Source organism: Spongiactinospora gelatinilytica, assembly GCF_003236385.1.
GTDB lineage: Bacteria > Actinomycetota > Actinomycetes > Streptosporangiales > Streptosporangiaceae > Spongiactinospora > Spongiactinospora gelatinilytica.
Genome location: NZ_POUA01000079.1, coordinates 1 through 6,779 on the forward strand (window position 1 = coordinate 1; position 6,779 = coordinate 6,779).

A 6,779-nucleotide genomic window follows, 5' to 3' on the forward strand; every position below is an offset into this window, starting at 1 on the left:
CCACAGGGGACACCGGCACCCCTCCCGGCACCAACGGCACCGGCGGCACGGGCGGTACGGGTGGCCCTGGCACGGGCGGTACCGGAGGGCCGGTCGGGCTCGGCGGGGCCGGCGGAACGGCGGCCGACGGGGTGGTGGCGCCGACCGGAGGCACCGGTACGGACGGGTCGCCCCTGGGCGATGGCTCTACGGGAGGCGCTCCCACCGCGGGCACGGGCACCGGTACGGCCGGTGTCCCGTCGGCGGGGAGCTCGACCGGTACCGAAGGCGCGCCGACGGGCGGGACCGAGACCGGTACGACGCCGCCGGGGGCCGGGAGCCCGACGCCGGAGGCCACGTGCGCGCCGGAGGCGCCCGCCGCTACGGGGACGGGCACCGGAACAGGCCCGGCGACCGGCACGGGCCCGGCGACCGGCACGGGCACGGGCACCGGGACCGGGACGGGGCCGGTGACCGGGCCGACCGGGGGAGCGACCGGGCAGGGGACCGCGACCATGCCCGGCAACGGGACGACGGTGGCCCCGGTCGGGATCGTGCCGCAGGGCAAGCAGGGCCTGGACCACAACCCCGATCCGCGCTTCGGAAGCTGCCGCGAGGTCGACGAGGCGGGGTACGGTCCGTACTTCAAGGAAACTCACCCGGAGTATCACTATTATCCGGACAAGGACCACGACAACGTGGTGTGCGATCACGACGAGCTGGGCTGACCGGCGCTTGGCCCCCGGTTCGCCGTGGGCGGACATCGTTCACTCTGGGTAAAGACAAATTGACTGTGCGTTAGAGTGCGGTTAAGTTCACGCGTAGGCAAGTCCACGCAGCACACCTCAGCTCGGAGTCGATGATGGCTTTGAAGTTCCTCGGCAAGGACCCTGGAAGTGACGTTGACGACTGCCCGTCGGTCTGGGTCGATGAGACCGACGGCAGCATCGTCATCCAGGGCAGGGAAGTGCAAGACGCCGAGACACGGGTCCTGATGACATCGCTCAACCCCCTCGCGGAGGGCGAGCGGGTGGTCCGCATCCCCTTTCGGATGGCGCCGCTGCTCCTCGCGGCCTGCCGGGACGCCGACCTCGGGAGTTCGCATTCGTGACGCGGGCCGCCCGGCCCGCGTCGCCGTGGCCACGCCACACGTCCAGCACCGTCGGCGGCCGGCTCCCCGACGCGCCCCAGCAGGTCGGCACGCCATCTGACGCCTGTGAGACGGTATGGGATCCGGACAAGCAACATCGACGCGCGTGACGCCGGCGGACCGCCGGCCCAACGCGACGCAGTCATCGAGCAGCGTCCTCGCCGCCCGCCGGCTGATCGCGCAGCGGCTGCGCGAGCTGCGGCTGGACGCGGGGCTGAGCGCGCGGGCGCTGGCCGCGGCGGCCGGCTGGCACGAGTCCAAGTCCAGCCGCATCGAGAACGCCAAGACCCCGCCCTCCGATGACGATCTACGCGCGTGGTGCGGGGCCTGCGGCGCGGACGGGGAGGTGGAGGAGTTGATCGCCGCCTCCCGGCAGGCCGACGAGATGTACGTCGAGTGGCGCCGGGTACACCGGGCCGGGCTGCGCCGCACCCAGGAGTCCGGCATCGCGCGCTACGAGGCCACCCGGCACTTCCGGGTCTACTGCTCGCACGTGGTGCCGGGGCTGCTGCAGACGGTCGCCTACGCCCGCGCGCTGCTGGCCTCGGTGGCGGCGTTCCGCGGGCTGCCCGACGACTCCGAGGCGGCGGCACAGGCGCGGCTGACCCGCTCCCGCGTGCTGCACGAGGGCGACCACCGCTTCGCCATCCTCATGGAGGAGTCGGTGCTGCGCTACCGCATCGGCGACGCCGACATCATGGCCGGCCAGCTCGACCACCTGCTGACCGTCATGGCGCTGCCGCGCGTCTCACTGGGGGTGATCCCACAGACCGAGTCGCGCCGGCTGTGGCCGGTCGAGGCCTTCCACATCTTCGACGACCGGACCGTGAAGGTCGAGCTGCTCACCGCCTCGGTCAACGTCACCCAGCCCCGCGAGATCGCCCAGTACGCCAAGGGCTTCGACGAACTGGCGGCGATGGCCCGCTACGGCAGGCACGCCCACGAGCTGATCACCCAGGCCCGCGGCGTGCTCGGCTGAATCGTCCCCGTGGGGCGTCGGCCAAAGTCGTGTGCAAGTTCGTGCAAGCCCGTTGAGGGTGGGAGAGTCTCGTTCCTATCGTCGGAGTCATGCCTCCAAGCGCACCGGGTCCCGCCGCGGCCCGCCGCGGCGAGCCCGGCCGACAGCGTGGTCTGCTGATCGACGAGAGGCGAACGGTAGTGGTCGGCGGACGCGAGGGGCGTGCCATGGCTCGTGGCGACTGGACCATCGTCGGCAGGGTGGCGATCCGGTACGCGAACGGCCGGCAGGTCGTGGTCGCGGCCGGTGGGCGGTTCAAGTCGCTCGACGAGGCCATCGGTCACTGGGAGAGACAGGAGGCCGAGCGGCGCAACCGGGAGCTGGCCGAGCTCGGGCATGTCGTCAACACGGCGTTCAAGCGCATGGAGCGGGCCTGCCGGCGGCTGAACGAGATCAAGTTCGAGACGGGGGATCTGGTGTGATGAGCACGCTCGGAGGCCGGACGACCCCGTCACGCCGGCGCCCCTGACCATCGTGACCGCACCCGGAGCAGCACCCGGCCTCCGAAAGACCAGTACGCAGGGCCGATGTCCCTCCGCACCGCCCCGCGGCGGTGCCCTCGGGCGCCTGCCGCGGGAAGCCGGTCCCGCGGCAGGTCCCGCCGCCATATCGGCCACGGCGATCTGTCGTCAGCCGTCGAACAGGCCGACGCTGAAGAAGGCCACGAACATCGCGGCCACCACGTACAGCAGCGGGTGCGCGTCACCCGGCCGCCCCCGCCCCAGCTTGATCGCGACGTAGGCGATGAGCCCCGCGCCCAGCCCCGCGGTGATGCTGTAGGTGAAGGGCATCAGGGCGATCGTCAGGAAGGCGGGGATCGCCAGGTCCAGGTCGGTCCAGGGCACGTTACGCGCCTGCGTCATCATCAGCGCGCCCACCAGCACCAGGGCGGGGGCCGCCGCCGCGGCCGGGACGACGGTGGTGACCGGGGTGAACAGCAGCGTCAGCCCCAGCAGCGCCCCGGTGACCAGGCTGGCCAGGCCGGTACGTGCGCCCTCGCCGACCCCGGCCGCCGACTCGACGAAGACGGTGTTGGCCGAGGCGCTGGCCGTACCGCCGATCGCGGCGGACACGCCGTCCACGGTGAGGATCGCCCCGAGGCGCGGCACCCGGCCCTGTTCGTCCACCAGGCCCGCTTCGTCGCTGACGCCGATGATGGTGCCCATCGCGTCGAAGAAGCCGGACAGCACCAGCGTGAACAGCACGACGGTGGCGGTCAGCGCGCCCGCCGTAGCAAAACCGCCGAACAGGTCGAACGCGCCGAACAGCCCGAAGTCGGGCGCCGAGACGATCGAGGTGGGCACCCTGGGCGCCACCACCCCCCACTGCGCCGGATCGACGGCGAACGCCGTGCCGACCACGATGGCCAGCACCGTCGTGGCCACGATGCTGATCAGGATCGCCCCCGGGACGCGCCGGGCGTAGAGCACGATCATCAGCAGCAGCCCGAAGCAGAAGACCGTGACCGGCCAGCCGGAAAGGTGGCCGGTGGTGCCGAGCTGCACCGGCGTGCCGGTGCCCCTGGCCACGAAACCGGCGTCCACCAGGCCGATGAGCGCGATGAACAGGCCGATCCCGACGCTGATGGCGTGCTTGAGGGCGAGCGGGATGGCGTTCATGATCATCCGTCGCGCGCCGGACACCGCCAGCACCACGATGGCCAGCCCTTCGAGGACCACCAGGCCCATCGCCTGCGGCCAGGTCATGTGCGGCGCGGCCTGGTAGGCCACCACGGCGTTCAGCCCGAGGCCCGCGGCCACCCCGAAGGGGGCGTTGCCGACCACCGCCATCAGCAGCGTGCTGACCGCCGCGGCCAGCGCCGTGGCGGTGGTGAGCTGCGGGATCGACAGCCTGGCGCCGGTGACGTCCACGGCCCCGGCCAGAATGATCGGGTTGAGCAGGACGATGTAGGCCATGGCCACGAACGTGGTCACCCCGCCGCGCACCTCGGCGGCGACCGTGCTCCCGCGGGCCCGCAGGCCGAAGAAGCGGTCGAGTCGGTCCACGATCCTCCCTTGCCCCGGCCGGGGGGACGAGGCCGGTCCTACCCAGCTCCGGGCGGCACGATGTCCGCCCATCCGCCAGCCCCCCGCCGAACGTCCCGTACGGCGCGGCGGCGACGATTCACGTAACGGCGGCGTCGTGACCGGCGATGAGTTTTACACACAGGGCTTCTAACCGGTCACGGTTCCCGGCGAGGCGCGGCGGTAGTTCGCCGCGCGGCTGCCGGACCCGCTTTTCGACTACGCCGAAAAGCGCCTGTCAGAGGCCGTGCGGACGCTCGGCGTGTTCCTGGAGTACTCGGGGTCGTGGAACACGTGCGCCGAGCGCCCGCATGTACGTGCCGACACGGTGAGGTATCGGATGCGGAGGGCGGAGGAACCGACCGGGGGTCATGCCCCACCGGCCGGGCCGATCTCTTCCTTGCTTTACCAGTGAGTCAGCAGCACAGCGGCTCACCCACGTCCGAGAATGGCGACATGGAGGTTTGCGCGGCCGTAGCATTGGCCGCGACGGTGGCCATGACTGTGCACAGGACAGCCATGGCGAAAAGCAAGAGACGTCGACGCATGGTGGTGCTCCCGTCACTGTTTTCGTTCGACGACATTGTTCCAAGGGGTGCCGGTGAGTCAAGATCTGGTGGGGCAGCGCATTAAGACAATTCGTCGGCAGAGGGGTATGTCGCAAGCCCAGCTCGCGCATCCGGAGTTGTCCGACAGCTATGTTTCTCTTATCGAAAGCGGTAAGCGGACGCCGACCACGGCGGTGCTGGAGTTGCTCGCCGGCAAGCTCGACTGCTCACTCGGTTACCTGATCAACGGTGTTACCACCGAGCAGTTACACGAATTCGAGCTCGAACTCGGCTACGCGCGCATCGCCCTGGAGAACGGCGCGGTCGCCGAGGCCCGCATGCGGTTCACGAACCTGGTCGCGGACAAGAACCTCACCGGGCCGACCCGGCTGAGGTTCGAGGCCGAGTTCGGCCTGGCCCGGGCGATGGAGGCGGGCGGCGACCTCGACGCGGCCGTCGCCACCCTCAACGGCCTGCGGGCCGCGGCGGGCGACGCCATGACCCCGGAACAGCACATCACCGTCACCATCGCGCTGTCCCGCTGCTACCGCGAGCGGGGGGACCTGTCGGCGGCCGTACAGGTCTGCGAGCAGATCCTGCTGGGCTCGGTGCGTCCGGCCTGGTCCGATGAGCTGGTCGAACTCGGTTCCACGTTGCTCGGCGCGTACATGCTGCGCGGGGACCTCCTGCGCGCGCAGCACTGGTCGGCGGAACTGCTCGCCGCCGCCGACCTGCTGGGCACCCCCAGGGCCACGGTCGCCGCCTGCTGGAACGGATCGGCCCTGGCCGAGGCGATCGGCCGGACGAAGGACGCCCTGGCCCTGGCCCAGCGGGCCCTCGCCGTCCACTCCGAGAACGGCGATCCCCGAAACCTGGCGCGCGTCCGGCTGAGCTGCACCTACCAGCGGTTCCTGCTCCTCCCGCACGAGGCCCGAAGCTGCCGGGAGGCTCTGCACCGCTCCCGGCGCGAGCTGGCCGAGTCGTCCGCGGGCGTGGCGGACCGGGCCAGGTGCGAGCTGGACCTGGCGCACGTCGAACTCGCCCTCGGCGACTTCGGGCAGGCCATCGCCCATGCCAGAAAAGCCCATGACCTGGTCTCCAGTACGACCAACGGGCTCGGCGCCGACGCCCAGTTGCTGCTGGCCGGCGCCTACGCCATGGCCGACGAGCCGGTGGAGGCGCGTACGGCGCTGGACGCGGCCAGGCGATGGCTGGAGCAGGTGACGCCCGCGCGGCGCGCGGCGCAGGGCTGGCGGACCGTCGCCGAGGTGCTGCGCAAGCTCCAGGACGGCCCCGGGAGCGTCGCCGCCTACCAGCGGGCTCTGGTCAGCGTGGGCCTGTAGGCGGGGGGTGACGAGCCATCCGAATTGTGGATAACAGCCGTGCGCTACGGGACGATGTGATATAAGCACGATATGCTCGTAATTCACGAGCTGGTGAGGTGCGCTGATCCGCGCAGTGGGGGGCCATGAAAACGGAACGCGTGCGAGCGCTCGGTGTGCACACCGGCCGTGCGGGGCCGGGGAGCGGTCTGCCGAGCGCTCACACGCGCCTGGTCTGGGCGGGAGGTCCGGCGCGGGAAGGACGGAACCCGATCGGGTCCTGTCCGCCCGCGACGGTCGTTCCCGCCGGTCTCGGCTCTGCCGGGAGTCGGCTAGCAGCAGGCTATGTCCTTCCCTTCCGTGACCACCTGGGTCCCGGACGGATAGGCCTCCGCGGCGGTAGCATTGGCCGCGACGGCGATAAGGGCTGTGCATAGCACCGTCAGGGCGGAGACAGTGAGGCGTCGACGCATGGTGGTGCTCCCGTCACTGGTTTTCGTTCGACGACATTGTTCCAAGGGGTGCCGGTGAGTCAAGATCTGGCGGGCCAGCGCATTAAGACAATCCGCCGCCAGCGCGGTATGTCTCAAGCCCAGCTCGCGCATCCGGAGTTGTCCGACAGCTACGTATCTCTTATCGAAAGCGGGAAGCGAACGCCAACTCCAGCGGTGCTCGAACTGCTCGCCGGCAAGCTCGATTGTTCGCTGAGTTACCTGGTCAACGGCGTCACCGCCGAGC

At 70.7% G+C, this 6,779-nt stretch carries 8 protein-coding genes; 7 read left to right on the top strand and 1 reads right to left on the bottom strand.

Annotation, left to right across the window (positions count from 1 at the left end):
• From C1I98_RS12725 to C1I98_RS12740, 4 genes are all read left to right on the top strand, one after another.
• A partial coding sequence (locus C1I98_RS12725; protein WP_146607400.1) for an excalibur calcium-binding domain-containing protein occupies positions 1 to 707 on the top strand: 707 nt, incomplete at its 5' end.
• Between the two features lie 134 nt (positions 708 to 841).
• Positions 842 to 1,090, top strand: a complete 249-nt coding sequence (locus tag C1I98_RS12730) for a hypothetical protein (RefSeq protein WP_111167381.1) — start codon at positions 842 to 844, stop codon at positions 1,088 to 1,090.
• Positions 1,091 to 1,235: 145 nt separating this feature from the next.
• Entirely contained in the window at positions 1,236 to 2,108 is an 873-nt protein-coding gene (locus C1I98_RS12735) for a DUF5753 domain-containing protein (RefSeq protein WP_233507825.1), read from the top strand.
• A gap of 206 nt (positions 2,109 to 2,314) precedes the next feature.
• Positions 2,315 to 2,569: a hypothetical protein gene (locus tag C1I98_RS12740; RefSeq protein ID WP_146607401.1), complete on the top strand. Its 255-nt coding sequence runs from the start codon at positions 2,315 to 2,317 to the stop codon at positions 2,567 to 2,569.
• 207 nt (positions 2,570 to 2,776) lie between these two features.
• Here the strand turns inward: C1I98_RS12740 and C1I98_RS12745 are convergent, their stop codons facing one another.
• Entirely contained in the window at positions 2,777 to 4,153 is a 1,377-nt protein-coding gene (locus tag C1I98_RS12745) for an NCS2 family permease (protein ID WP_233507826.1), read from the bottom strand.
• A gap of 265 nt (positions 4,154 to 4,418) precedes the next feature.
• Here C1I98_RS12745 and C1I98_RS45605 point away from each other — a divergent pair, with 265 nt between their 5' ends.
• The 3 genes from C1I98_RS45605 to C1I98_RS12760 form a co-directional block, all read left to right on the top strand.
• Positions 4,419 to 4,586 (top strand): helix-turn-helix domain-containing protein, encoded by a 168-nt coding sequence (locus tag C1I98_RS45605; protein WP_158558007.1) that lies wholly within the window; start codon positions 4,419 to 4,421, stop codon positions 4,584 to 4,586.
• Positions 4,587 to 4,787: 201 nt separating this feature from the next.
• A complete protein-coding gene (locus C1I98_RS12755) occupies positions 4,788 to 6,062 on the top strand; it encodes a helix-turn-helix domain-containing protein (protein ID WP_267898041.1) in 1,275 nt (424 codons plus the stop codon).
• 560 nt (positions 6,063 to 6,622) lie between these two features.
• A partial coding sequence (locus C1I98_RS12760; RefSeq protein WP_146607402.1) for a helix-turn-helix domain-containing protein occupies positions 6,623 to 6,779 on the top strand: 157 nt, incomplete at its 3' end.